This window comes from Mycobacterium riyadhense (assembly GCF_963853645.1).
In the GTDB taxonomy this organism is placed as follows: domain Bacteria; phylum Actinomycetota; class Actinomycetes; order Mycobacteriales; family Mycobacteriaceae; genus Mycobacterium; species Mycobacterium riyadhense.
The window spans coordinates 3,560,308-3,586,490 of record NZ_OY970456.1 but is presented as its reverse complement, the minus strand read 5'-3'; the positions used below and the strand labels follow the sequence as shown (position 1 = coordinate 3,586,490).

23 protein-coding genes and 1 pseudogene are annotated in these 26,183 nt (G+C 65.2%); 20 read left to right on the top strand and 4 right to left on the bottom strand.

Features of this window, described 5'->3' with window-relative positions; translation table 11 throughout:
• Positions 1-19: 19 nt before the first annotated feature.
• The 4 genes from cobN (at position 20) to AADZ78_RS15905 (ending at position 6,236) form a co-directional block, all read left to right on the top strand.
• Complete coding sequence (cobN, locus tag AADZ78_RS15920; RefSeq protein ID WP_085250579.1) at positions 20-3,595, top strand: cobaltochelatase subunit CobN; 3,576 nt, start codon at positions 20-22, stop codon at positions 3,593-3,595.
• 138 nt (positions 3,596-3,733) lie between these two features.
• Positions 3,734-4,501, top strand: coding sequence for a glycerophosphodiester phosphodiesterase family protein (locus tag AADZ78_RS15915; RefSeq protein WP_139828715.1), 768 nt, complete (start codon positions 3,734-3,736; stop codon positions 4,499-4,501).
• A gap of 26 nt (positions 4,502-4,527) precedes the next feature.
• Positions 4,528-5,334: a DUF1906 domain-containing protein gene (locus AADZ78_RS15910; protein WP_085250565.1), complete on the top strand. Its 807-nt coding sequence runs from the start codon at positions 4,528-4,530 to the stop codon at positions 5,332-5,334.
• A gap of 8 nt (positions 5,335-5,342) precedes the next feature.
• Entirely contained in the window at positions 5,343-6,236 is an 894-nt protein-coding gene (locus tag AADZ78_RS15905; RefSeq protein WP_085250566.1) for an alpha/beta fold hydrolase, read from the top strand.
• A 220-nt stretch (positions 6,237-6,456) separates the two neighbouring features.
• Here the strand turns inward: AADZ78_RS15905 and AADZ78_RS15900 are convergent, their stop codons facing one another.
• Positions 6,457-7,872 (bottom strand): APC family permease, encoded by a 1,416-nt coding sequence (locus tag AADZ78_RS15900; protein ID WP_264033467.1) that lies wholly within the window; start codon positions 7,870-7,872, stop codon positions 6,457-6,459.
• A 275-nt stretch (positions 7,873-8,147) separates the two neighbouring features.
• Here AADZ78_RS15900 and mmaA2 point away from each other — a divergent pair, with 275 nt between their 5' ends.
• Entirely contained in the window at positions 8,148-9,008 is an 861-nt protein-coding gene (mmaA2, locus tag AADZ78_RS15895; protein WP_085250567.1) for a cyclopropane mycolic acid synthase MmaA2, read from the top strand.
• 72 nt (positions 9,009-9,080) lie between these two features.
• Here mmaA2 and katG read toward each other — a convergent pair whose 3' ends face one another.
• A complete protein-coding gene (katG, locus tag AADZ78_RS15890) occupies positions 9,081-11,321 on the bottom strand; it encodes a catalase/peroxidase HPI (protein ID WP_085250568.1) in 2,241 nt (746 codons plus the stop codon).
• A 33-nt stretch (positions 11,322-11,354) separates the two neighbouring features.
• A complete protein-coding gene (locus AADZ78_RS15885) occupies positions 11,355-11,798 on the bottom strand; it encodes a Fur family transcriptional regulator (protein WP_276063455.1) in 444 nt (147 codons plus the stop codon).
• 136 nt (positions 11,799-11,934) lie between these two features.
• Here AADZ78_RS15885 and AADZ78_RS15880 point away from each other — a divergent pair, with 136 nt between their 5' ends.
• The 10 genes from AADZ78_RS15880 (at position 11,935) to AADZ78_RS15840 (ending at position 21,862) form a co-directional block, all read left to right on the top strand.
• A complete protein-coding gene (locus AADZ78_RS15880; RefSeq protein ID WP_085250569.1) occupies positions 11,935-12,279 on the top strand; it encodes a lsr2/espR transcriptional regulator in 345 nt (114 codons plus the stop codon).
• Positions 12,280-12,283: 4 nt separating this feature from the next.
• A complete protein-coding gene (locus AADZ78_RS15875) occupies positions 12,284-12,763 on the top strand; it encodes an NADH-quinone oxidoreductase subunit B family protein (RefSeq protein WP_085250570.1) in 480 nt (159 codons plus the stop codon).
• On the top strand, positions 12,760-14,694 hold the full coding sequence (locus tag AADZ78_RS15870) for a proton-conducting transporter membrane subunit (protein WP_085250571.1): 1,935 nt from the start codon (positions 12,760-12,762) through the stop codon (positions 14,692-14,694). The genes AADZ78_RS15875 and AADZ78_RS15870 overlap by 4 nt, the downstream gene beginning before the upstream one ends.
• Before the next feature lie 5 nt (positions 14,695-14,699).
• Positions 14,700-15,650, top strand: coding sequence for a respiratory chain complex I subunit 1 family protein (locus AADZ78_RS15865; protein WP_085250582.1), 951 nt, complete (start codon positions 14,700-14,702; stop codon positions 15,648-15,650).
• A 10-nt stretch (positions 15,651-15,660) separates the two neighbouring features.
• Positions 15,661-16,323: a hypothetical protein gene (locus AADZ78_RS15860; protein ID WP_085250572.1), complete on the top strand. Its 663-nt coding sequence runs from the start codon at positions 15,661-15,663 to the stop codon at positions 16,321-16,323.
• Positions 16,323-17,795 carry a proton-conducting transporter membrane subunit gene (locus AADZ78_RS15855; RefSeq protein ID WP_085250573.1) on the top strand — a complete coding sequence of 491 codons (1,473 nt, stop codon included), beginning with the start codon at positions 16,323-16,325 and terminating at the stop codon, positions 17,793-17,795. Before AADZ78_RS15860 ends, AADZ78_RS15855 begins: the two co-directional genes overlap by 1 nt.
• Entirely contained in the window at positions 17,792-19,267 is a 1,476-nt protein-coding gene (locus tag AADZ78_RS15850; protein WP_085250574.1) for an NADH-quinone oxidoreductase subunit C, read from the top strand. The genes AADZ78_RS15855 and AADZ78_RS15850 overlap by 4 nt, the downstream gene beginning before the upstream one ends.
• A gap of 139 nt (positions 19,268-19,406) precedes the next feature.
• Positions 19,407-19,472 (top strand): hypothetical protein, encoded by a 66-nt coding sequence (locus AADZ78_RS29130; protein WP_420873352.1) that lies wholly within the window; start codon positions 19,407-19,409, stop codon positions 19,470-19,472.
• Complete coding sequence (locus AADZ78_RS15845) at positions 19,465-19,758, top strand: PPE domain-containing protein (protein ID WP_239656713.1); 294 nt, start codon at positions 19,465-19,467, stop codon at positions 19,756-19,758. The genes AADZ78_RS29130 and AADZ78_RS15845 overlap by 8 nt, the downstream gene beginning before the upstream one ends.
• A gap of 484 nt (positions 19,759-20,242) precedes the next feature.
• The gene (locus AADZ78_RS15840) at positions 20,243-21,862 is read left to right on the top strand and encodes a PecA family PE domain-processing aspartic protease (protein ID WP_085250575.1); all 1,620 of its coding nucleotides are present in this window, start codon (positions 20,243-20,245) and stop codon (positions 21,860-21,862) included.
• Between the two features lie 10 nt (positions 21,863-21,872).
• Here the strand turns inward: AADZ78_RS15840 and AADZ78_RS15835 are convergent, their stop codons facing one another.
• Positions 21,873-22,535, bottom strand: coding sequence for a cutinase family protein (locus tag AADZ78_RS15835; protein WP_085250576.1), 663 nt, complete (start codon positions 22,533-22,535; stop codon positions 21,873-21,875).
• A 195-nt stretch (positions 22,536-22,730) separates the two neighbouring features.
• On the opposite strand from AADZ78_RS15835, the gene tnpA reads away from it, so the two are divergent.
• From tnpA to AADZ78_RS15810, 5 genes and pseudogenes are all read left to right on the top strand, one after another.
• On the top strand, positions 22,731-23,099 hold the full coding sequence (tnpA, locus tag AADZ78_RS15830) for an IS200/IS605 family transposase (protein ID WP_239656587.1): 369 nt from the start codon (positions 22,731-22,733) through the stop codon (positions 23,097-23,099).
• Positions 23,100-23,110: 11 nt separating this feature from the next.
• On the top strand, positions 23,111-23,500 hold the full coding sequence (locus AADZ78_RS15825; RefSeq protein ID WP_239656714.1) for a helix-turn-helix domain-containing protein: 390 nt from the start codon (positions 23,111-23,113) through the stop codon (positions 23,498-23,500).
• Positions 23,501-24,061 carry an RNA-guided endonuclease InsQ/TnpB family protein gene (locus AADZ78_RS15820; RefSeq protein ID WP_239656715.1) on the top strand — a complete coding sequence of 187 codons (561 nt, stop codon included), beginning with the start codon at positions 23,501-23,503 and terminating at the stop codon, positions 24,059-24,061. It begins immediately after the preceding gene.
• Between the two features lie 685 nt (positions 24,062-24,746).
• A pseudogene (locus tag AADZ78_RS15815) lies at positions 24,747-25,580 on the top strand (DUF4436 domain-containing protein); the annotation flags it as partial.
• 195 nt (positions 25,581-25,775) lie between these two features.
• Complete coding sequence (locus tag AADZ78_RS15810) at positions 25,776-26,168, top strand: hypothetical protein (protein ID WP_085251281.1); 393 nt, start codon at positions 25,776-25,778, stop codon at positions 26,166-26,168.
• Positions 26,169-26,183: the final 15 nt, after the last annotated feature.

The following is a 26,183-nucleotide window of genomic DNA, read 5'->3' as shown; positions in this document are numbered from 1 at the left end:
GGTGCGGTACGAATGGTGGGTGGCCGAGCCGAGCATCCTCCTGTTGTCGACCTCCGACACCGACCTGATCAGCGCGCGCGCCAGCGGGAAGAGCTATCGGTGGGCCAACCCGTCGCGACTGTCGGACCTGGAACTCACCGACCTGTTGGCCGACTCGTCGATCGTGGTGGTGCGCATTCTCGGCGGCTACCGTGCCTGGCAAAGCGGCATCGACATCGTTCTGGCCAGCGGCGTGCCGACGGTGCTGGTCAGCGGTGAGCAAGCGGCAGACGCCGAGTTGACCGATCTCTCCACGGTCGCGGCGGGAGTCGCGGTGCAGGCCCACATCTACCTGGCCCACGGCGGCGTGGACAACCTGCGCGAACTGCACGCCTTCCTGTCGGACACCGTGTTAATGACCGGGTTTGGATTCACTGCGCCGGTGCCGACCCCGACCTGGGGTGAGCTGGCACGGTCACAGACGGGCAACGCCGAAGGCCCGACGATCGCTGTCCTCTACTACCGCGCACAGCAGTTGGCGGGCAACACGGGTTATGTGGAGGCGCTATGTCAGGCGATCGAAGACGCCGGCGCGCGTGCGCTGCCGGTTTACTGTGCGTCGCTGCGTACCGCAGAGCCGGAGCTGTTGGAAAGACTCGGCGAGGCCGACGCCATGGTGGTCACCGTGCTGGCCGCCGGGGGAGTCAAGCCCGCCGCCGCATCCGCAGGTGGTGACGACGACAGCTGGAACGTGGAACACCTGGCGGCGCTGGATATCCCGATCCTGCAGGGCTTGTGTTTGACCAGCCCTCGAGACCAATGGTGCGACAACGACGACGGACTCAGCCCGCTCGATGTCGCCAGCCAGGTAGCCGTGCCCGAGTTCGATGGCCGCATCATCACTGTTCCGTTCTCGTTCAAGGAGATTGACGACGACGGGCTGATCTCCTATGTGGCCGATCCGGAACGCTGCGCCCGGGTGGCAGGCCTGGCGGTCCGGCACGCGCAACTGCGACACATCGCATCCGTTGATAAGCGTGTGGCCCTGGTGTTTTCGGCATATCCGACCAAGCACGCCCGCATCGGCAACGCGGTTGGACTGGACACCCCGGCGAGCGCGGTCGCGCTGCTGCGGGCAATGCGCGAGTCGGGCTATCAGGTGGGCGACGTGCCCGGTGTGGACGCCGCCGACGGTGACGCCCTAATCCACGCCCTGATCGAACGCGGCGGGCAAGACCCCGACTGGTTTACCGAGGGACAGCTCACGGGTAACCCAATTAGGGTGTCCGCCAAGGACTATCGGGGCTGGTTCGCAACTCTGCCGGCCAAATTGACTGCGGCCGTGGACGCGCATTGGGGCCCGCCGCCGGGGGATCTATTCGTCGACCGCAGCAACGATCCTGACGGCGAAATCGTTATCGCCGCACTGCAAGCCGGCAACGTCGTGCTGATGGTGCAGCCGCCGCGGGGATTCGGCGAAAATCCGGTAGCGATCTACCACGACCCGGATTTGCCGCCTAGCCACCACTATCTGGCCGCCTACCACTGGCTCGATGCCGGTTTCGGGGCGCACGCGGTCGTGCATCTGGGCAAGCACGGCAACCTGGAGTGGCTGCCCGGCAAGACGCTGGGCATGTCGGCGTCCTGTGGGTCCGACGCCGCGCTGGGCAACCTGCCATTGATCTACCCGTTCCTCGTCAACGACCCCGGTGAGGGCACCCAGGCCAAGAGGCGGGCCCACGCCGTCCTTGTCGACCACCTGATCCCGCCCATGGCCCGCGCCGAAACCTATGGCGACATCGCGCGTTTGGAACAGCTGCTCGACGAGCATGCCAATGTCGCCGCCCTGGACCCTGCCAAGCTACCCGCGATCCGCCAGCAGATTTGGACGCTGATCCGCGCCGCCAAGATGGACAACGATCTGGGGTTGACCGAGCGGCCCGAAGAAGACTCGTTCGATGACATGCTGCTGCATGTCGATGGCTGGCTGTGTGAGATCAAGGACGTCCAGATCCGCGACGGGTTGCACATTCTCGGGCAACGGCCAACGGGGGAGACCGAACTCGATTTGGTGCTGGCGATCCTGCGGGCCCGCCAGCTGTTCGCCGGCCAACACGCCCTGCCCGGGTTGCGGCAGGCACTGGGCCTGGCCGAGGACGGTACCGACGAACGCACGACGGTCGATGGGGTCGAGGCTGCCGCCCGGGAGCTCGTCGCCTCGCTGCAGGCCACCGGCTGGGACCCGGCTGCCGTAGCACGGATCACCGATGACGCCGACGTCGCCGCGGTGCTGCGTTTTGCGGCGACCGAGGTGGTGCCGCGACTGGCCGGCACCGCGGCCGAAATCGACCAGGTGCTACGGGCGCTCGACGGCCGGTTCATTGCGGCGGGGCCGTCGGGTTCACCGCTGCGTGGCCTGATCAACGTGCTGCCCACCGGCCGCAACTTCTACTCCGTAGACCCAAAGGCGGTGCCGTCCCGGTTGGCGTGGGAAGCCGGTGTGGCACTGGCGGATTCACTGCTGTGCCGCTACCGCGACGACCATGGACGGTGGCCGCAGTCGGTTGGTCTTTCGATGTGGGGTACCTCGGCCATGCGCACCGCCGGCGATGATATCGCCGAAGTGCTTGCGCTGCTGGGCGTTCGGCCGGTCTGGGACGATGCGTCGCGGCGCGTCGTCGACTTGGCGCCGATCTCGCTTGCCGAGCTGGGCCGGCCGCGCATCGACGTGACGGTGCGGATATCCGGTTTCTTCCGGGACGCGTTCCCGCATGTGGTGACGATGCTGGACGATGCGGTGCGGTTGGTCGCCGATCTCGACGAGCCCGCCGACGACAACTATGTGCGTGCGCACGCTCAAGCCGATCTGGCTCAGCACGGTGACCAACGGCGGGCCACCACAAGAATTTTCGGATCCAAACCGGGCACTTACGGCGCTGGCTTGCTGCAGCTGATCGACAGCCGCAACTGGCGTGACGACGCCGACCTCGCGCAGGTGTACACCGCGTGGGGTGGATTCGCCTACGGCCGTGACCTGGACGGCAGCGAGGCGGTGGACGACATGAACCGCCAGTACCGTCGGATTGCCGTGGCCGCCAAGAACACCGACACCCGAGAACACGACATCGCCGACTCCGACGACTACTTCCAATACCACGGCGGCATGGTGGCCACGGTGCGCGCATTGACCGGCCAAGCACCCGCGGCGTATATCGGCGACAACACCCGACCCGACGCCATCCGCACCCGCACGCTGTCGGAAGAAACCACGCGGGTCTTCCGGGCTCGCGTGGTCAATCCCCGTTGGATGGCCGCGATGCGCCGGCACGGCTACAAGGGCGCCTTCGAGATGGCGGCCACCGTCGACTACCTGTTCGGCTATGACGCCACCGCCGGAGTAATGGCCGACTGGATGTACGAACAACTCACCGAGCGCTACGTGCTGGATCCCGAGAACCGGAAATTCATGACGGAGTCCAACCCGTGGGCGTTGCACGGTATGGCCGAACGGCTGCTGGAGGCGGCCGGCCGCGGCATGTGGGCCGAGCCGCGCGCCGACACCCTCGATGGGTTGCGCCGGGCGCTGCTGGAAACCGAGGGCGACCTGGAGGGTTAGGACGGCGAGCAGACGCAAAAGTCCCCAAATCCTGCGGTATTTGGGGACCTTTGCGTCTGCTCGCCGGGTGTGTCCATTGCGACTACGTCGGCGCGACTGAGTTGAGATACTTGGCTCATGAGCGGCGGCGTGGGCACGGTGGAGTTTCTCAGCGGCACTGGTCGCATCGCTATGGCGCACAGGGGATTTACCGCATTCAAGTTGCCCATGAACAGCATGGGGGCGTTCCACGAAGCCGCGAAGCTTGGTCTTCGCTACATTGAGACAGACGTTCGCGCGACTCGTGACGGCGTGGCCGTAATCCAGCACGACCGGATATTGCGGCCCGAGGCGGGTGTGTCGGGCGCGATCGACCAGTTGTTGTGGCGAGATGTTCGCAGCGCGGACTTGGGCGCGGGGGAGTCGGTCCCAAGCCTCGAGGAACTCCTTGTCGCGCTACCGGGCATGCGGATAAACATCGATATCAAAGCCGCCACGGCGATCGAGCCGACTGTCGACGTCATCGAGCGGTTGAACGCGCACAACCGCGTGCTGGTCACCTCATTTTCCGATCGTCGCCGACGACGCGCGTTACGCCTGTTGTCCAAGCGAGTGGCCAGTTCGGCGGGGACGGGTGCGTTCGTCGCGTGCCTGGCGGCGAGAACCCCCGGCAGCTGGGCATATGCCTGGCGAACGGTGCGTGACAGCGACTGCCTACAGCTGCCACCGCGATTGGGCGGTGTGCCGATCATTACGCCGGCGCTGGTGCGCGCCGTTCATGCTTCGGGACGTCAGGTTCACGCCTGGACGGTCGACGATCCCGGTGTCATGCATGCACTGCTCGACATGGATGTCGACGGCATCATCTCCGATCGCGCGGACCTCCTTCGTGATGTCCTGATAGCCCGCAGCGAGTGGTGGGCGTAAGACGTTTCGCTTGGTACCATCGCGCGGTGCCCGAATCGGCTGCCTTAGGTAGACGCGGCAAACTCGGATCTGTGTCACGGCGGGACGTCCTCAAGTACGCCTTAACACCTGTGCTGCTCTCCGGAGGAATCCTGGGCGACGCACTCGGCGGGCGCAGGGCATCTGCGGCAAACATCAGGCTGATCGACTTTGCCGAACAGCGGATCGCGCCGCAGGAGATCAAAGCCGCCGGCTATGACGGGGTGGTCAACTACGTATCCGAGTCGCGGCCGGGCGCCAACTTCGAGGCCAAGCCCATCACCCGCCAGTACGCGGACGCACTGCGCGCAGCGGGTCTTCACATCGTCAGTAACTTCCAGTACGGCAAGCCGGGTTGGCCGACGCCGTCGGATTTCACCCGCGGGTACGACGGCGGCGTGGCCGACGCTCAGACAGCTCTGCGCCTGCACGCCGCGGCCGGGGGCGGCAGTTCGGCCCCGATCTTTTTCAGCGTCGATGAAGATATCGACCTCAACACCTGGAATAGCCTTGCGGTCGAATGGTTTCGAGGTATCAACTCGGTACTGGGCGAGGCCCGTACCGGCATCTACGGGCATTCCCGGGCGTGTGCGTGGGCCATCAACGACGGCGTAATCGGGCACTCAACTACCGCGGGGCATCGGTGGGCGTGGCAGACGAAGTCGTGGTCGCATGGGGAGCGAGAGCCCGCGGCGGTGCTCTATCAGGAGATCGTCAACAGCGAGGCGAACCCAGGCCCCCTCCTCGGCGGTATTCACGTCGATGTGGACGAGGTGCTTGCGGCGGATTTCGGGCAGTGGGATGTCGATCGTTGATATGAGTGATGACGCGATACGTTCGTTGGACGCGGTCGGGAGTGCGACTGCGCAGACTAGTCAACCGCCCCGGAGACCTGAACTGGCTGTTCCTTCCGGGCGGCCCGGGAATCGGCTCCGAGAGCCTGCATGAACTCGTCCACGCCGTCGACGTGCCTGGCAACCTATGGACGGTCGATCTTCCGGGTGATGGGTCCAACGTCGACGCTCCCGGGGCACCCGAAGATCCCTACAGTTTGTGGCCGCAGGTTCTGCTGGAAGCCGCTCACGCTGTTGCCCACCCTGTTTATGTCGGGCATTCCACAGGGGGTGAATACCTGCTGTCCACTCCGGCCTTAGCCGGGTGTCTGGAAGGGCTGGCGCTGATCAGCAGCGCTCCAGACGCGTCGTGGATGCCGATGTTCGAGGAGATGGCGCACCGCAATCTGTCACCGGGTATCGAGGAGGCCACGTCTCACTACGAATCGGATCCTACGGACGAAAACCTGTGCGCCGTTGCCGTCCGGTCTGCGCCGTGGAGCTTCACCGGAAGCGGCGTTGCGAGGGGCGCAGAGCTCCTGGCACGCCTGCCATACAACAGCAATGCTGCCCGATGGTCCGACGCGAGCTTCGATCACAGCTACCAGTTGGCCTGGTGGCCAACGACACTGCCGACCCTCATCGTCAGCGGTTCTGCTGACCGGATCGTTACGCAGTCACTGTGGGAATCCGAGCGCTTTTCCACCGCGAACGTAATCAAGCGTGTCATCGCCGATGCGGGCCACTTTCCCTGGATTGAACAGCCAGCGGCGGTAGGCGATGCATTCGCCGAACTTGCACATCGGATCTCGGTTCACCGCAACAGGTCTGGCCAGACTGTGTCGGATGCAACGACACGGTCAAGGAAAGGCGACAAAGGGTAACGATTTGTGCAGCGCGCTGGCTTTGGCGATAGAGCCGATGCAAGTGTGGCAGTGTCGCTACCGAATTGGCTTCGACCGCAGGCATTCAGGGCAACCGAGGGTAAGGGGGGTCAGCTGTCATGCTCGGCTCAGTTATGGATGGTTGGGCAGCAGGGTGGCTTTGGCCGCACGTGGAGGTGACGCTCGGTGCGTGCGGCCATTCTGAGGAAGACCCGGAGATCTAACGCGTGCTCGCCGCGTCGCCGGCGCGGCTGATGGCTCGGTAGTAGTGCAGGTAGGCGAGCACCGGCACCACGATGAACGTGATCACGATCAAGGTTATCGAGAAGTAGTTGGGCTGGCTTCGCGACAAAACGATGGACCGATAGTCGAAGGACACCGCCAGCCCGATCGAGATCACGAACGCAACGACCGGTAACACTTTGTCGGTGAAGGTGTTTCGCCGCACCGCCGCGTGCTCCTCCCGCTGGGAGCGCGCCAATGCGATGAGAGCGATTGGCACGATGATGAACTGGACGAATCGGGCGATCACGGCCAGGCCGGTGAGGTTCAGGCTGTCGAATCGAAGCGCCAGCGGAAATGCGAGCGCCAATGACGCCGTGATCGCGAACGCGACCATCGGAACACCGAACCGATTATTGCGAGCCAGGCCGGTCGGTAGAACGCTCCCGTCTGCCAGCGCGGTCCAAAGTCGTGGAGCACCGAACGAGGCAGCAACGTTGATGCCGAACATCGAAACCAAGGCTCCAACAACGATGACCGTTCGGAAAGTATCGTTTCCGATGGCCGCCGCCAGTTTGACCGTGTCGGGGGAGGCGACGATCTTCTCCGATCCCAGCAGCATCGCTACCACCAACGCGAGAACATAGATCGCACCCACCGAGAAGATCGCTATGGGTATCGCCCTAGGGAGATTCCGATCCGGCTCTTCCATTTCCTCGGCGGCGTTCGCGATCGATTCGAAGCCGGTGAAGGCATACAACGCGGCGATCGTTGCAAGCGCCAAGCTCGAAGCAGTGCTCTTACCGATCTCGGCGATTCCGAGCACCGAGTACGACGCCGGGTGGTACGCCAACCGTGACGTCCCGTAGTTGTTCAAGTGCTGCGTGACGATGATCCACAGTCCGCCAGCAATGAACACCGAAAGCGCGAATACCTTGCCCAGCGTTGATGTTCCGTTCGCCCACTTGATTACCCGATTGCCGAACAAGTTGATGACCAACAGCACGGCGATGAAGCCGAGGAACGCTAGCGTCTTGACGCTGAGCACTCGCTCGTCGTCGGCCCAGGCCTTGCTGGGGAAGGCCACCCTCAACAACGTTGAGACGAACAAAGATGCCAGCACTCCCCATGCGATCGAGGCGGTAATCGCGTGGGTGATACCAACATAGATGCCTATCCGCCGCCCGAATGCGGCCGTCGTGTAAGCGTAGGAGGCACCGTTCGTCTTGACATACCGTGCCGCCGTTGCAAAGACCATCGCCATGATGCCCGCGAAGAGGCCAGCCAAAATGTAGGCAACCGGTGCGAATGGTCCGGCGAGTTTGATCACCGCACCTGGAGTCAAAAAGATACCTGCGCCGATGATTGCGTTGATCCCGAGCATGACGACGCTCCAGAAACCAAGCTTGCTAATCGCAGTTCCTCTCGCAGGCTTAAGGCCTTCAGCGTGCCATAGATTGGTGCCAAACCTCTTTTGACGTGCTCCGCGCTGACCCGAACGTGTACTGGCAGCGAGGACACGCCGTGCCACGCCGCAGTGGTTGCACGCTCGGCGCACAACGATGTCCAGTGCAGTTGAAGTGGGTCCGCGGGTACAGTCGTTACGTTCGCCAAACACTGGATGGCTTTTCGGGGTATGTCTTCGTGCAGCACCGCGGGTCCGTTGGAGTTCGGGAAAGGCATGAGGTCATGGCTGAGTTAACGCCGCACTTCGACGATGTGCAGGCGCACTACGACCTGTCCGACGACTTCTTCCGGCTGTTTCTGGACCCGACCCAGACCTACAGTTGCGCGTACTTCGAGCGCGACGACATGACCCTGGAAGAGGCCCAAATCGCCAAGATCGACCTGGCGCTGGGCAAGCTGGGCCTGCAGCCGGGTATGACGCTGCTCGACGTGGGCTGCGGCTGGGGGGCCACCATGCGCCGGGCGATCGACAAGTATGACGTCAACGTCATCGGCCTGACGCTGTCCAAAAACCAGGCCGCCCACGTGCAACAGACGTTCGACGAGATGGACACCCCACGGACCAGACGGGTGGAGCTCAAAGGCTGGGAACAGTTCGACGAGCCCGTCGACCGCATCGTGTCAATCGGCGCGTTCGAGCACTTCGGCCACGACCGTCATGCCGACTTCTTCGCGCTCGCCCACAAGATCCTGCCCGTTGACGGGGTGATGCTGCTGCACACGATCACCGGCTTGACGAGACAGCAGATGATCGACCAAGGCTTGCCGCTGACGTTGTGGCTGGCCCGCTTCTTGAAGTTCATCGCGACCGAGATCTTCCCGGGCGGCCATCCGCCAACGATAGAGATGGTGGAGGAGGATTCGGCGAAGGCCGGATTCACCCTGACCCGCCGACACTCGCTGCAGGCGGATTATGCCCGGACCCTGGACCTGTGGGCCGAGGCCCTGCAGGCCCGCAAGGACGAGGCCATCGCGATTCAGTCCGAAGAGGTCTACAAGCGCTATATGAAGTACCTGACCGGTTGCGCCAAGCTGTTCCGCGTCGGCTACATCGACGTCAACCAGTTCACCCTCGCGAAGTAAGCCGCCAGGGCCAGGGTGTAACGGCAGCCCGCGAGCCGCTGGCTCGCGGGCTGCCGCAAAGGACCGTCAGGGTTACTTGAGATCGAATCGGTCGTTGTTCATGACCTTGACCCAGGCCGCGGCGAAGTCCTCGACGAACTTCCCCTTGTTGTCGTCCTGGGCGTATACCTCGGCCAGCGCACGCAGCACCGAATTCGACCCGAATACCAGATCATTGGCGGTGGCCGTCCACTTGAGCTGCCCCGACGATCGGTCGAATCCCTCGTAGACGTTTTCCGCCGACTCCGACGCCTTCCACTCCGTGCCCATGTCGACCAGGTTGACGAAGAAGTCGTTGGTCAACACGCCCGGCTGGTCGGTGAACACGCCGTGCTTGCTGCCCCCGTGATTGGCACCGAGGGCACGCAGACCGCCGACGAGAACCGTCAACTCTGGAGCGGTAACACCCAGCAAGTACGCCCGCTCCAGCAGCAACTGCTCCAGGGGCGCCTTTTCGCCCGGCCGCACATAGTTGCGGAACCCGTCGGCCCGCGGTTCGAGCACCCCGAACGACTCCACATCGGTACTCTCCTGCGAGGCATCGGTGCGCCCAGGGGCGAAGTGCACCGAGATCTCGTAACCGGCGTCCTTGGCTGCCTTTTCGACCGCTGCCGACCCGGCCAACACAATCAGGTCGGCCAGCGAGACCTTCGTGGCACCCGATGCCGAGCCGTTGAAGTCCTGCTGGATCCGCTCAAGAACGGGCAGCACCTTGTCCAGTTCGGAGGGCTCGTTGACCTCCCAGCTCCGCTGCGGTTCGAGGCGCAGCCGTCCACCGTTCGCGCCGCCCCGCTTGTCAGTTCTGCGGAAGCTACCCGCGGCCGACCAGGCGGTCTTCACCAGTTGCGGAATGGACAGGCCGGATTCGAGCACCTTGCCCTTCAGGGCTGCGATGTCGTGCTCGTCGATCAGCTCGTGGTCGACCGCCGGCACCGGGTCCTGCCACAGCTGCGGCTCGGCGACCCACGGACCGAGGTAACGCGAGATCGGTCCCATGTCGCGGTGCAGCAGCTTGTACCACGCCTTGGCGAACGCCTCGGCCAGCTCCTCGGGGTGTTCCAGCCACCGCTGCGTGATCCGTCGGTAGATCGGATCCTCGCGCAACGAGATGTCGGTGACCAGCATCGTCGGGGCCCGACCCGGTCCACCGTACGGATCGGGGATCGTGCCCGCGCCGGCGCCGTCCTTGGCCGTGAACTGCCACGCACCCGCGGGGCTCTTGGTCAGCTCCCACTCGTAGCCATACAGGTTCTGCAGGTAGCCATTGCCCCACTTGGTCGGGGTGGAGGTCCAGACGACTTCCAGGCCGCTGGTGATGGCGTCCTTGCCCGCGCCGCTACCGTAGGAGCTCTTCCAGCCGAGCCCCTGTTGTTCGACCGGGGCGGCCTCGGGTTCGGGGCCGACCAGATCGGCGTTGCCGGCGCCGTGGGTCTTGCCGAAGCTGTGGCCACCGACAATGAGTGCGGCGGTCTCCTCGTCGTTCATCGCCATCCGGCCGAACGTCTCGCGGATGTCGTGTGCTGCCGCGATCGGATCCGGTTTGCCTTCCGGGCCTTCCGGATTGACGTAGATCAGGCCCATGGTGGTCGCGCCGTAGGGCTGCGCGAGGTCGCGCTCACCGGAGTAGCGCTTGTCGGTACCCAACCACTCGTCCTCTTCGCCCCAGAGGATCTCTTCGGGCTGCCAGACGTCTTCGCGGCCGAAGCCAAAGCCGAAGGTCTTGAACCCCATCGACTCCAGAGCGACGTTTCCGGCGAAGATGATCAGGTCCGCCCAGGAGATCTTGTTACCGTACTTCTTCTTGACCGGCCATAGCAGCCGGCGCGCCTTGTCCAGGCTCGCGTTGTCCGGCCAACTGTTGAGCGGCGCAAACCGCTGCATACCCTCGCCGCCGCCGCCGCGGCCGTCGTGAATGCGGTAGGTGCCGGCGGCGTGCCAGCTCATCCGGATGAACAGGCCACCGTAATGGCCGTAGTCGGCGGGCCACCAGTCCTGCGAGGTGGTCATCACCGAGATCACGTCTGCCTTGAGCGCTTCGACGTCGACCTTGGCAAACTCTGTGGCGTAGTCGAAGTCCGCCCCGAGCGGGTTGGCGGCCGGCGGGTGGGGGTGCAGCATCGACACGTCGATTTGGTCAGGCCACCAGTCTCGGTTCGTTAAGGGGGGATGCGCCTTCGGCTTGGGGGAGGGGATTGCGGGGCTTTCGCTCTCGCTTGTGCTAGCCGTCGTGGTGTCCGGGTGGGGCGGACGGCTTTCGGATGTATCGGATGACACGGCATTCCTTCCGGGTGTGTGAATGGGCTGTGATCACGGCTGTGATCCGGGCACTACGGTCGAGCAGTCGGGGCATATACCCCAGTAGATGACTTCGGCCTCGTCGAGAACGAAGCCATCCAGAACGTTGTTGTCGTCGGCCGGGGTCAAACACGGCGCCGCACCGACGGCACAGTCGATGTCGGCGATGACTCCGCAGGATCGGCATACGACGTGGTGGTGGTTGTCCCCGACCCGAGACTCGTAGCGGGCAACCGATCCCAACGGCTGGATCCGTCGGATCAGACCCGCCGCGGTCAGGGCATTGAGTACGTCGTATACGGCCTGGCGGGAAACATCAGCCAGGCCGTTGCGGACCGCCGAGAAAATTGTCTCGGTGTCGGCATGTGGGTTGGCGTGCACCGCCTCCAATACGGCAAGCCTGGGGCGGGTCACGCGCAGGTCGGCCATCCGCAGCTTTTCCGTGTAGTCCGCCATGGGGGCCACTCCGCCACTATTACGCCGTTTTCTGGAATCAGTCAAGAGTTGATGCAGGGCCTACAACGGGCACCGCTGAATTTGATAAATTCTTCAACTGATCAACTAGCAAAACAGTGAAGTTTTGGGGTGTGGTGTGGAGTCGGAGCCGCTGTACAAGCTCAAGGCCGAGTTCTTCAAAACGCTTGGACATCCGGCGCGGATCAGAATTCTGGAGCTTCTGGTGGAGCGGGACCGCTCGGTCGGTGAATTGTTGGCCTCTGACGTCGGCCTGGAGTCGTCGAACCTCTCCCAGCAGCTGGGCGTGCTGCGCCGGGCGGGTGTTGTCGCCGCACGCCGCGACGGCAACATCGTGACCTATTCGATCGCCTCGCCTGATATCGCCGAGCTGCTAGCGGTGGCACGCAAGGTGCTAGCCAGGGTGCTTAGCGATCGGGTCGCTGTGCTGAAGGACCTGCGCGCCAGCGGCACGGCGAAGTAGCGCCATGGGCTGGCTTGCCAAGATCTTGCGCGTCGGCCGGGTGGTCGAGCCCGCCGGCACGGCGCCGGCTCCGGCGCCGAAACCGCTTGCAGGGGTACGGGGTTCGTTGCAGATCCGGCATGTCGACGCGGGTTCGTGCAATGGGTGCGAGGTGGAGATTTCGGGCGCATTCGGCCCGGTGTATGACGCCGAGCGGTTCGGCGCGCGGCTGGTCGCCTCCCCCCGGCACGCCGATGCGCTGCTGGTGACCGGCGTGGTGACGCACAACATGGCCGGCCCGCTACGCAATACGCTCGAGGCCACACCGCGCCCGCGACTGGTGATCGCGTGTGGGGATTGCGCACTTAACCGAGGGGTGTTCAGGGACGCCTACGGCGTGGCCGGTGCGGTCGGCGAGGTTGTCCCCGTCGACGTCGAGATCGCGGGGTGTCCGCCGACACCCACCGCAATCGTCGCGGCCCTGCGATCGGTGACCGGGAAATGACCATCACGCAGCCGGCGCCTGCTGCTGTCGGCGGGGTCGTCACCTCAGCTGTGGGGGTTGTCGGGGTCGGGACCGGTCTGCTGGGCATGTTCGGGTCGGCGCGCGCGGTGCACCTCGGCTGGCTGTTTCCGCTGTCGGGCATCCACATTGAGCTCGGCCGGTTGGGCGGATTCTTCATGGCGCTCACGGGTGCGGTAGCGATTCCGGCCGGCTGTTACGTGATTGGATATGCGCGCCGTGAACACCTGGGCCGGGTCCCGTTGGCGGTCCTGCCGGTGTTCGTCGCGGCGATGGTGTTGGTACCGGCCGCGGGTTCGGTGACGACGTTTCTGCTGGCGTGGGAATTGATGGCGATCGCGTCGCTGATCCTGGTGCTGTCCGAATACACCCGCCCGCAGGTCCGCTCGGCGGGGCTGTGGTACGCCGTGATGACTCAGCTGGGCTTCATCGCGATCTTGGTCGGACTTGTGGTGTTGTCGGCGGCCGAGGGAGCGGACCGGCTCGCCGACCTCGGCGGAGTTTCCGGCGGCGTCCGCACCGCCGTGTTTGTGCTGACGCTGGTCGGGTTCGGTTCGAAGGCGGGGTTGGTGCCACTGCACGCCTGGCTGCCGCGTGCGCATCCGGAGGCGCCGAGTCCGGTGTCGGCGCTGATGAGCGCGGCGATGGTCAACCTGGGCATCTACGGCATCGCCCGCTTCGATCTCCAGCTGCTCGGACCAGGCCCACGCTGGTGGGGGCTTGCGCTGCTGGCCGTCGGTGGCGCCTCGGCGCTGTACGGGGTCCTGCAGGCGTCGGTGGCCACCGACCTCAAACGGCTACTGGCCTATTCGACGACCGAAAACATGGGCCTGATCACGCTGGCGCTTGGTGCGGCAACGCTTTTCGCGGATACAGGTGCGTTCGGACCGGCGTCGATCGCGGTCGCAGCGGCTGTCCTGCACCTGATGGCGCATGCGGCGTTCAAGAGCCTCGGGTTCCTCGCGGCGGGGTCGGTGCTCGCCGCGACCGGGCTGCGTGACCTTGACCTGCTCGGCGGACTGGCCCGCCGGATGCCCGCGACCACCGTATTTTTCGGGCTGGCCGCGCTAGGCGCGTGCGGGCTGCCGCTGGGAGCCGGCTTTGTCAGCGAGTGGCTGCTGGTCCAGTCGTTGATCCACGCCGCGCCCGGACATGACCCCGTTGTGGCGCTGACGACACCGCTGGCGGTCGGCGTAGTCGCGCTTGCCACGGGTCTGAGTGTGGCGGCGATGGTCAAGGCGTTCGGGATCGGGTTCCTCGCCCGTCCGCGCTCCGGGCAGGCCAACCAGGCGCGGGAGGCACCGGCCAGCATGTACGCCGGGATGACGGTCGTGGCGGCCGCCTGCCTGGTGCTGGCGGTGGCACCGGTGCTCGTCGCGCCCGCGGTGCGGGTAGCCGTTGCGACACTGCCGGCGGCACGAGCCGTGGAGTTCACCGATCTTGGCGCCGTGGTGCGGCTGCCCGGGGCTTCCGGGTCGATCGCACCCGGTGTGATCGCCGCCGGTGTGCTCGCCGCTGCGTTGGCGGCGGCCGGCCTCTCGCGGTGGCGGTTCCGTCGACGTCCCGCACCAGCCACGATGCCGTTGTGGGCTTGCGGCGCAGACGATCTCACTCCGCGCATGCAGTACACGGCGACGTCGTTCGCCGAGCCGCTGCAGCGGGTTTTCGACGACGTGCTACGCCCGGACACCGACATCGAGGTCACCCCCACGACCGAGTCGCGGTATCTGGCCGACAGGATCACCTACCGCACCGCGATCTTCGACGCGATCGAACAGCGCCTCTATACCCCGGTGATCACGGCCGTGGCCGCCGCGGCCGGGCTCATGCGGCGCGCCCACACCGGCAGCGTGCACTTGTACTTGGCCTACGGGGCGCTGGGGGTGCTGATCGTGCTGGTGGTCGCCGGGTGAACGTGATCTCCTACATCGCGGGCGCGGCGCAGATCGGCGCGGTCATGGTGGGCGCGCCGCTGGTGATCGGTATCACGCGTCAGGTGCGGGCACGCTGGGAAGGCCGAGCCGGCGGCGGGCTGCTGCAACCGTGGCGCGATCTGATCAAACAACTTGGCAAGCAACAGATCACGCCGTCGGGAACCACGATCGTCTTCGCCGCGGCGCCGACGATCGTCGCCGGAACCACGCTGCTGATCGCCGCGATCGCCCCGCTCGTCGCCACCGGATCACCCCTGGACACCAGCGCCGACCTGTTTGCCGTGGTCGGGCTGCTGTTCCTGGGCACGCTCGCACTGACGATTGCCGGTATCGATACCGGCACCTCGTTCGGCGGCATGGGCGCAAGCCGCGAGATTACTATCGCCGCCTTGGTGGAGCCGACGATCTTGCTTGCGGTGTTCGCATTGTCCATCCCGGCCGGATCGGCCAATCTCGGTGCGCTAGTGGCAAGTACGATCGACCACCCCGCCCACGTCGTGTCCCTGGCTGGCGTGCTCGCGTTCGGGTCGCTGGTGATTGTCATCGTGGCCGAGACCGGGCGGCTGCCCGTGGATAACCCGGCCACCCACCTGGAATTGACCATGGTGCACGAGGCGATGGTCCTCGAGTATTCCGGCCCGCGGCTGGCACTGGTTGAGTGGGCGGCCGGGATGCGGATCACGGTGCTGCTGGCGCTGTTGGCAAATCTGTTCTTTCCGTGGGGAATTGCCGGTGTCGAGCCCACCGCTGTTGACGTGTTGACCGGCCTGGCGGCGCTGGCAATCAAGGTCGCGGTTCTCGCCGTGCTGCTTGCGACATTCGAGGTGTTCGTCGCCAAACTGCGATTGTTTCGGGTGCCTGAACTGCTGGCCGGCTCGTTTCTGCTGTCCCTGCTCGCCGTCACGGCCGCCAACTTCTTCACGGTTCCGGCATGAGGACCCAACGATGACCGACGCCGACTTCTCGATCCTGGTTGACTTTGCCGCCGGTGGGCTGGTGCTTGCCGCGGTACTTATCGTCTGGCGCCGCGACTTGCGCGCGATCGTGCGATTGCTGGCGTGGCAGGGTGCGGCGCTGGCAGCGATCCCGCTGCTGGGCGGTATCCGCGATCATGATCACGCGCTCGTTGGTGTGGGCGTCGCGGTTATTGCGCTGCGCGTGGTGGTACTGCCGTGGCTGCTATCTCGTGCGGTGGGCGCCGAACCGGCCGCGCGACGGGAGGCGACGCCGCTGGTGAACACGACCAGCTCACTGCTGATCACCGGCGGGTTGACCGTCGCCGCTTTCGCGATCACCCGGCCGGTGGTCAATCTGCATCCGGGTGTGACCATCAATGCGGTGCCTGCCGCGTTCGCGGTGGTGCTGATCGCACTGTTCGTGCTGGCCACGCGGCTGCACGCGGTCTCGCAGGCGGCCGGATTCCTGTTGCTAGACAACGGAATCGCGGCGACGGCGTTCTTGTTGACCGCTGGCGTGCCACTAATCGTCGAACTCGGTGCCTCGCTGGACGTGCTGTTCGCCGTCATCGTGATCGGCGTGCTGACCGGCCGGCTTCGACGCACCTTCGGCGGTGCCGACCTGGACAAGCTGCAGGAGTTGCGGGACTGATGACCATGCTGTTGCTCGCCGCCGCGATCTTTGCGCCAGTCACGGCGTCGATGGCCGCCCTGGTCGCCGGGTGGCGACGGACTACCGCGATGCTGACCGTGCTGTCCGCCGCGACCGTGCTGGTGTGCGCTGCGGCGTTGGGATTTCGGGTTGGGTCCCGGCCGCAGTTCGCGCTGGGCGGACTGCTGCGCGCCGACGCGCTCACGGTGATCATGCTCGTCGTTATCGGCATTGTCGGCACGCTTGCCACCTGGGCGAGCGTCGGTTACATCGAGTCCGAGCTTGCCCACGGCCACACCGACGAGCACGGCGCCCGCCTCTACGGCGTGTTGACGCCGGCGTTTCTGGCAGCGATGGTTGTCGCGGTGTGCGCCAACAACATTGGCGTGGTTTGGGTGGCGATCGAAGCCACGACGGTGATCACCGCCTTCCTGGTGGGGCATCGGCGCACCCGCACCGCGCTCGAAGCCACGTGGAAGTACGTGGTGATCTGTTCGGTCGGCATCGCCGTGGCCTTCTTGGGCACGGTGCTGCTGTACTTCGCCGCCCGATGCGCCGGCGCACCGGCGGTTCACGCGCTGAACTTCGATGTGCTCGTCGCGCTGGCCGGCCACCTAGACCCCGGGGTGGCGCGGTTGGCCGGCGGGCTACTGCTCATCGGCTACGGCGCCAAAGCGGGCCTGTTCCCGTTCCACACGTGGCTGGCGGACGCGCATAGCCAAGCCCCCGCGCCGGTGTCCGCGCTGATGAGTGGGGTGCTGCTGGCGGTGGCTTTCTCGGTGCTCATTCGTATGCGGCCGATCGTCGACGCGGCCACCGGGCCCACCTTTCTGCGCAACGGGCTACTGGCGGTCGGGCTGATGACGCTGCTCGTAGCGGTGCTGATGCTGACCGTCACCGGCGATGTCAAGCGGATGCTGGCGTACTCGTCGATGGAGAACATGGGCCTGATCGCGATCGCCGCGGCGGCCGGCACGCCCCTGGCGGTCGCCGCGCTGCTGCTGCACGTGCTTGCCCACGGGATCGGTAAGACCGTGTTGTTCTTGGCAGGTGGTCAGCTGCAGGCCGCACACGACTCCACCGCCATCGCCGAGATCACCGGCGTCATGCGGCGGTCACGGCTGATCGGTGTGTCCTTTGCCACCGGCCTGATCGTCCTGCTCGGGCTGCCACCGTTCGCGATGTTCGCCAGCGAGTTGGCCATCGCGCGTTCGCTGGCCAATGCTCGGCTGGCCTGGGTTCTGGGCGTGGCGATGTTGCTGATCGCGATCGGTTTCACAGCCCTGGCACGCAATTCCGGGCGCATGCTGCTTGGCGTCCCGACACCGAGCATGCCGTCGATCGTCGTCCCGGCCACCGCCACAGCGGCCCTCATCGTCGGCATGGTCGCGTCCGCGGCCCTCGGCATCACGGCAGGCCCGCTCACCGACCTGTTGAATGTCGCCGCCAGCACTGTGGGTGCCCCGCGATGATCCGAAGCTGGATCAGGCACCGGGTATCCGAGCACGGTTTGATCGAGATGGCCGAACAACTCCTGGCCGATTCGTTCCGCCTGGCCCTGGTCGCCGCCCACGACGACGGCGACAGCCTGCGCGTCATCTATCTGTTCCTGACCGGCCGTCCCGACCGCCGTGTTGAGCTGGAATACGTTGTTCCCGTTGATAATCCGAGCATTCGTTCGTTGTCCTATCTGTCGTTTCCGGCCGGCCGGTTCGAGCGCGAAATGGCGGACTTGTACGGAATCCGCCCCGTCGGCCATCCCAAACCCCGCAGGCTGGTCCGCCACGCGCACTGGCCCGAATGGCATCCCATGCGCGCCGACGCCGGGCCCGCGCCCGAATTTACTAGTACCGGCGCCTTTCCGTTCCTGACCGTCGAGGGGCCTGGGGTATACGAGATTCCGGTCGGGCCCGTCCACGCCGGCCTCATCGAACCCGGTCACTTCCGGTTCTCCGTCGCGGGCGAGACGATCGTGCGGCTCAAGGCCCGGCTGTGGTTCGTGCACCGCGGCATCGAGAAGCTCTTTCACGGCCGCATCGCCACGGGCGCGGTCGATCTCGCCGAACGCATCAGTGGCGACACGTCCGCCGCGCACGCGCTGGCCCACAGCCTGGCGGTTGAAGACGCGCTCGGGATCGGGCTGCCCGACGAGGTCCACCGGCTGCGGGCGCTGATCGTCGAGCTCGAGCGGCTGTACAACCACGCCGCCGACCTCGGCGCCTTGGCCAACGATGTCGGCTACTCGCTGGCCAACGCCCACGCCCAACGGATCCGCGAAAAGCTATTGCGGCTCAACGCCGCCGTCACCGGGCACCGGCTGCTGCGCGGCGCCATCCACCCGGGTGGAATTGCGCTGCATGGTCTTCCGGACAACGACGAACTTCGGATTCTCGCTGCCGACCTCGCTGAGGTGGCCGCACTGACACTCGCCAACTCGGTTGTCCACGACCGCTTTGCGGGCACCGCCATCCTGCACCCCGACGACGCGAACGCGCTCGGCTGCCTGGGGTACGTTGCCCGCGCCAGCGGCCAGCGCAGCGATGCCCGCATCGAGCACCCCACCACCGCGCTGCCCATCACCGAGATCAGCGCGCCCGACGGCGACGTCCTCGCTCGCTACACCGTGCGGCGCGACGAATTCGCCGCGTCTGCCGACCTAATCCGACAAATCGTCGAGTCACACACCGGCCCAATCGAATACACTGCACTGGCGTACCCGGTGGGCGCCCCCACCAGCGGCATCGGCATAGTCGAAGGTTGGCGCGGCACCATCGTGCACCGCGTCGAAATCGACGCCGCCAACCAGATCACCCGCGCCAAAGTCGTTGACCCGTCTTGGTTCAACTGGCCCGCACTGCCCGTGGCAATGGCGAACACCATCGTCCCCGACTTCCCGCTGGCAAACAAAAGCTTCAACCAGTCCTACGCTGGCAACGACCTCTAATCGGCGTGCGGTCACCCGCTCTGCCGGCGTGGTGGGGCAACGATAGTCCAGCTGGGGAGGCGGGGCACGACGAATTTCGCGTGCTGCCGCCGGAGATCAACTCGGCACGGATTTTTCTGGTCCCGGATCGGGGCCGCTATTGACTGCCGCGGCGGCTTGGGACGGGTTAGCCGGCGAGCTGAAATTCGGCCGCGGCCTTGTTTGAGGCCGTAACGTCGGGGCTGGCCGCGGGTTCGTGGCAGGGCCCGGCGTCGACGGTGATGGCTGCGGCGGCGGCGCCGTATGCGGGGTGGTTGAGCGCGGCCGCAACCCCAGGCCCAGGCAGGGGCCAGTCAAGCCGAAGGGGCGGCTTCGGCATTCGAGGCGGCCTGGGGGCGACGGTGCGCCCGGCGGCCTTGGCGCTCAATAGATCTCAGCTGGTCTCATTGGTGCAATCAAACCTGTTGGGCTTCAATGGCCCGGGCGATCGCGGCCGTCGAGGCCCAATATGAGCAGATGTGAGCCCAGGATGTGGCCGCTATGTCGGGCTATCACGCGGGGGTGTCGGCGCCGGCCGCACAGCTGACGCCGTGGCACCGGTTTCTTCAATTCGGCGGAGCACAGCTCGGGTGTGGGTAGTACCGGCGGGATGAACAATTCCGGCTTCGGGAATTCGGGCGGCTCCGACTCGGGTGGATTCAACGCAGGGCCGCGGCAAGCGGGTTTCTTCAACTGAGCCACTCCCCGGCCGCTGTTTTGATAGTTCGCTTTGCCCGCACGTACCGCGTTGGCCGGCAACGCTAGCGTCGGCGGATTATTAGCAAATCATTTGAACTGGCGTGTTGGCACGGCGCGAAGTGCCCGGGGAGGGCAGAGTAGTGCGCTGGCGCGTTGTGGGCCTGCCTGGTTACCAATGCGTGAAAACTGAGACGCACAGACGGCATCTAGATACGATTTGGCGCACGTGGATCGCTGATTCGACCCGGAGGGGGCGGAGTGTCGCTACTTGTCGTGGCCCCCGACTGGTTGGTGTCGGCCGCAGCGGACTTGGACGGCCTCGGTTTGGTGCTCAACACGGCGAATGCTGCGGCCGCCGCACCGACCACTGCCGTTGCGGCCGCCGCCGGCGATGAAGTGTCGGCCGCCCTGGCGGCGCTTTTTGCCGGCTTCGGTCAGGAGTATCAAGCTCTCAGCGTCCAGCTGAACGCGTTCCATCAACAGTTTGTGCAATCGCTGAATTCGGCGGTTATGTCGTATCAGGCCACCGAGGCGGCCGTCACGGCGCCATTGCGGGCTGTTGAGCAAAACGTCCTGGGCGCGGTCAATGCGCCCACTGAGGCGTTGCTCGGGCGTCCGCTGATCGGCAATGGAGCCGACGGGACGGCCGCCAGCCCGAATGGGGGCGCTGGCGGGCTGCTGTATGGCAATGGCGGCAATGGTTATTCGCAGACGAACCCTGGGGTAACCGGCGGGTTCGGTGGGTCGGCAGGTTTGATTGGCAACGGGGGAGCCGGAGGCACCGGGGGTGAGGGCGCGACCGGCGGGAACGGTGGCGCCGGTGGCTGGCTGTGGGGCAGCGGCGGAACCGGTGGGGCGGGAGGCGCGTCCCTTACCACAGGCGGCAATGGCGGCGTGGGTGGTGCGGCGGGCCTGATCGGCAACGGTGGAACCGGGGGCGCCGGTGGAATCGGCGCCGGCGATTTCCGCGGCTATGGCGGCACGGGCGGTCGCGCCGGCTGGCTGGCGGGTAGCCCCGGGACAAGTGGTACCGGGTGGGACGGCCGAACCGTCAACATGTACGTCTATGCCGAAACCGAGCCGGTGGTGACCCTGTCCGTCAACGGCGGACCAGCTGTTGCCTCGCTCGTTGACACCGGCTCGGAGGGTCTCGTCATCACACCCGGCGCCCTCGGCGGTCCATTGGGCGTTCTACGCCTGGGCTTACCGGTGTCGTTTGGGATCAGCGGTTACAGCGGGGGATTGACCTATATCTTTGCCACCTATAACGCGCCGGTCGATTTTGGGAACGGCATCGTTACCGCCGGCACCCCGGTCAATGTGGTATTACTGTCCTTCCCGCAAACCTTCGAAGGGTATTTCGCGCCCGCCGGCGTAACGAGTGTCTTGGGTGTTGGGCCAAACGCCGTGGGCCCGGGCCCCAGCAGCCCGGTCACAGCGTTGGGCGGCGATCTCAATCAGGGTGTCCTGATCGACCAGCCTGGCGGTCGGTTGCAGTTCGGCCCCAACACGGGAACCCCGGAAGTCTCGGTTCCCGGTGCGCCCATAAGCACCGTGCACGTGCGAATCAACGGCGGGGCTCCCACACCCGTCACCGCGATCATCGATTCCGGGGGGGTGACCGGAACCATGCCTTCCTACCTACTCGGGACCGGACAAACCTCGGGAGCGGTGCCCGCGGGAACACTCATTCAGGTCTACAGCACCGGCGGCGAGTTGCTGTACGAGTACGAGGCCGGCGTAACGATCCCGGGCTACAGTCCCATTGTCACGACGGGCAGCACGATGAATACCGGTAACTTCCCGTTCGCGGAGCAACCGATATACATCAGCTATTCACCGGGTGGAGTCGGGACGACGGTGTTCAACAACCCGTGAGCTGCCCCGCTCAATCGCGTTGTGTCCCTTGACCGAGCTTGTTAGCCGCGAATGTCGCTGCCTGGCTTGTCATCCCGGATTGAATGTACGAAACGTGCGCCATGATGTTTCCGCCTCCGGTGCAAATGGGATCGTCGGGAGCGCACAAGCTAAGGGTCTTGGAGCTGAATTGCGGGCTGATGGTCGGCAGCGGCTGGCCGCCCCACAACATGCGCGAGAATCCACTGGATGGCTCGCCGAACAGCGCGACAGCGGCGACGTGATCAGCCGCCGAGGCCGGCAGCGCTGCGCTGGCCAAATCGATCACGGTCGCGCCCTGCGAATACCCCCCAAGGACGAATTTCGTGTTCGGGCAGCTGGCCGTGGTGGCCTGAATGTAGGCGCTCGCGTCATCGGAGCCGGTTGTCGCGCTGTTGTGGTAATCGTCGTTGGCTGGGTAGTTGACCGCGTACACCGCGACGGTCCGGCCATCGACCTGCGAACTCAGCGAGTCGACAAATGCCTCGCCGACGTTTCCGAGACCAGGCTCCTGATGGGTGCCCCGAGCAAAAACCACCGCGACATCGGAACATGCGTCTGCTGAGGCGACAGGACTCACAGCGGGCGCGCTCATGAGCGCCCCAGTCGTCACTACTGCGACGCCAATCATGCGGACAAGGCTGCGTGAAATCATCCGCAAATGCTGCCATACGGGTGACAACCGTCGTACACCACCATCAGTTGCGGTCGGAGGGGACTGGCGGTTTTAGCCGCCGGGGGAATCCGGCCAGGCGAACGGCGTCGCACCCGGTAGTTGTCGGTGTCGTTGCATGTGGTGTGTGGTGTGTCGCAGCGCCGGTTTTGCCGTGCTCGGGGAGGAGTGTCGTGGTTGGGGTTGTTTCTGGTGTGGTGTCGGAAGTATCGGCGCTGGATTCTGGGTGGCCGCGTAGCGGCTCGCTGTGGGGAGCTGCTGGAGGAGGTTGCTGACGAGCACGGCTGGCAGATCGTGGCCAAGGAAGTGATGCCCGATCACGTGCACTTGTTCGTGGGGGTCGGGCCGGTCGACGCGCCAGCGGCTGTCGTGCGAGCGTTCAAGGGCCGCTCCGCGCGAGTACTGCGCCAGGAATTGCCGTACCTACGAAGCCGCGCGGAGGTGTTGTGGTCGCCGTCGTGTTTCGCCGCTTCGGTTGGCTACGTGTCGGAGTCCACGGTTGGCCGCTATATCGAGCATCAGTGGGACGCGGTGCTGGCCTCATGAGGCGGGCGTAGGTGTTTCGGCTGTGTCCGACAGCCCGTCAGCACATCGCGTTGGCGGCGTGCGTGGACTCTCACCGCGAGTTGTACAACGCCGCGTTACAGGAACGCCGGGATGCGTGGGTGCACAGCAAGACCCGCATCAACTACGGGGATCAATCCGCGCAGTTGACCGACATCGGGTCGGCGCGCCCGGATGTGGCGGTGTGGTCGTTTTCCAGTCAACAGGCCACGCTGGGTAGGCTCGATAAGGCGTTCGGCGGATTCTTCCGGCGAGTCAAGACGGCCAAGCCCGCCGTGAAGCCGGGCTATCGGCGGTTTAAGGGCAAGGCCGGGTTTGGTTGTGTGGAGTGGCCTAAAGACGGTGACGGCGTTCGCTGGCTGCCCGGCACGAAGCGGGTGTAGTTGCAGGGGATCGGCCAGGTCAAGGTTGAACTGCACCGCCAGGTGGCGGGCCGGGTCAAGACTATCCAGATCAAACGCCAAGGCCGGCGCTGGATGCTGGTGCTGTCGTGCGACGACGTGCCAACCAATCCAGTGCCGGTCACCGGCCGCCAGGTTGGGATCGATGTCGGCATCGCGAGTTTGGCCACCACCAGTGACGGTGAGCACGTCGACAATCCGTGCTGGGGCCGGGCAGCGGCGGACAAGCTGGCTGCGGCGCAGCAGCGGCTGGGCCGAGCAAAGCGCGGGTCGAAGAGCCGCCACGAGCGTCGGGAGACTGTCGCTGCGTGTCATCGCAAGATCGCGAACCAGCGTAAGGACTTTCACCACAAACAGGCCCGTAAGCTCGTCGCGGGATATGACCTGTTGGTGGTGGAGGATCTCAAGATCGCCAACATGATGCGGCGGGCCAAGCCCGTTGTCGATGAGGATCATTCGGGGCAGTTTTGCCCAACGGCGCCCGGGCGAAGTCCGGGCTGTCAAGGAGTATTGGGGACGCGGGCTGGGGTGGCTTCGTCTTGATTCTGCGCGCCAAAGCGGAAGATGCTGGGCGTATCTGGATCGAGGTCGACCCCCGGCACACTCCCCCGCAAGCGGGAGGTGCCCCCACGGATGGCTGCGAGGAATGTGGGTATGCAGCCGCCCAAAACCGGGTCACCCAAGCGGTGTTCGTCTGCCAGCGGTGCTCGCATCGCCGCGCAAGCGGACGAGATGGCCGCGCGCAACATCCTACGGGCCGGGCTGGCCCTTCACGCTCAAGCAGCGTGAGAAGAAGCCGGCGGCTTCCAGCCGCCGGAGAAGTCACCCGCGGTCACTTGGGGGACCTGCAGCTCATCGGGCCGTGACAGCGTTGGTGATGTCGCGATCGGCCTCGACCTCGCGGCGGAATTCGTGGACCCTGCGCATCCACCCAAGGATCTGGAAATTCTTCTAGCTTTGCCCTAAGGTTTCCCGGTCGGCTACGAACAGCGACTCACTCGCACCGCGCGAACTGCCCAACTCCGTGTCCACCAAACGGGGTTGTTATGAACACTTCGGCGCACTGACGGAGGTCTGTCCACGTGGGGGCAATGCCATATCAACCAGTCGTTGTCGGCGTTGGCGCACCCAACTGGACGACGTCGGTAAGCGTCAAATTGTCACCCACCCTGGGTATTTGGGGACCCATATCGTCCGCGGATGACTTCTCCGCGTCGAGGTGCGGCTGGTGAAGTTCGGCATAGTTGGCCTAGTGCTCTTGATTGCGGCCTATGTCGCCTCAACTGTGCTGTATGGGAGCACGGGCCCACATAACGTTAGCGAAGGTCAGCCGACGGCCGACGGCACAACTGTGACCGTGACGCTCGACGACATCCAGTCGGTCAACACTGTGCTGGTTGCTAACGTCGTGGTTACACCCGGGCCTGCATTGGTTGATCCGCAAACCCTCGGTCTCAAAGAAGATCTCGGCGTCAGGATCACATCGGCGGTTTCGCCTACCAAGCGCACGTGGTCGAAGGGCATGCTGCCGGGAACCTTTCCTGTTCCGCTGACTCTAATAGGCAAGATCAACGATTGGCCGTTCGATGATTACCATTCGGGGCCCGTCACGGTCGAACTCTTTCACGGCGACCAGCAGCTGCCGGAGCGAGCGGCGGTGACATTTGTCGACCGTCTTCCCGGCTGGAAGATAGATGTCCCGGTGGCCAAGAAAGGGGACGCACTTGCGCCGTACCGAGTGAAGTTGCGGCGGTCGACAGTCTCGGTGGCGTTCGCACTGGTCATCGTCGCTGTTCTGGTCGCGCTTGCCGGCGTTGGCCTGTTCGTTGCGGTTCAAACCGCGCGTGATCGACGACCATTCCAGCCGCCGATGACAACGTGGTATGCCGCGATGCTCTTTGCAGTGATGCCGCTGCGAAATGCGCTTCCCAATGCGCCTCCGTTCGGATCTCGGATCGATGTCCAGGTCGTGCTCTGGGTGGTCGTCGTGTTGGTGCTCTCAATGATCGTCTATATCAGCTGCTGGTGGCGGCATCTGAGACCGAGCGTCGCGACGACGACGAATCCCAGCCGGGCGCCAGCCGATCCGAACGCGGCAACAGCGCAAAGTATGCCGGTCCAGTTGCACGCGGCGACCGGTACCGAAGTTGAGTTGGCGTCACACGATTGTCAGGTCCCGGTCATCGACCGATCAAACGCGGAGTCCACCGGTCTAAGCTGAACCGCAACAAGTGTGACGACACCCAGAGGTGTGCAAATGTCGATGATCGTTTGCCGTCTGGTCTGCATAGCCGCCATGGTGTTAGCGCCGATGGCCATCGGGACGATCGTGTCACCGGGGGTGAGTTCTGCGCAATGCGCAAACGGCGAGTGGTGGGATGCAAAGGCGAACCTGTGTCGACCACCAGACGCGACGCCAGCTCTGCCGTGCGATGTTGGCCAGTGGTGGGACCCGACCGCTAATCTCTGTCGGCCCCTTGGGGTTGGGCCCCAGCCACTCGGCTGTGAGGCAGGCCAATGGTGGGATCCCACGGCCAACGTATGCCGCCCCTTGGGCGTCGGACCGCAACCGCTGGCATGCGACAACGGCTGGTGGTGGGATCCCATCTCAAACGCGTGCCGACCACCGTTGCTACCTCCGCCCGGGTAGCCAGGTGATCGCCGA